This window comes from Rhizobium ecuadorense (assembly GCF_001187535.1).
Classification (GTDB): domain Bacteria; phylum Pseudomonadota; class Alphaproteobacteria; order Rhizobiales; family Rhizobiaceae; genus Rhizobium; species Rhizobium ecuadorense.
Genome location: NZ_LFIO01001324.1, coordinates 1 through 213, shown reverse-complemented (window position 1 = coordinate 213; position 213 = coordinate 1). Strand labels below are relative to the sequence as shown.

Here is a 213-nt window from a genome sequence, read left to right as displayed (position 1 = left end):
CGTGCCGGCAAGCTGAATAGCGCACTTGCTGGCAACACTTCGCGCGGCGTCTTCGTCTGCTTCATCAGACAGCAGCTCAAGGATCGCCGTCGAACTCGGCGTGCCCTTCTTCATGAGCTTAAGCAACGCCGCGGCCGGCAGGGCCGCCGAGAAGCGGGCGTCGACGTCAGCGACGAGCGACGTCTCCGCCTGGATGTCGAGATTGGTCGCAGT

1 protein-coding gene is annotated in these 213 nt (G+C 63.8%); it reads right to left on the bottom strand.

Going from position 1 to position 213, the window contains the following annotated elements:
* Window positions 1-213: hypothetical protein (locus tag AF337_RS43385; protein WP_160320371.1), on the bottom strand; the 213-nt coding region annotated here is incomplete at both ends.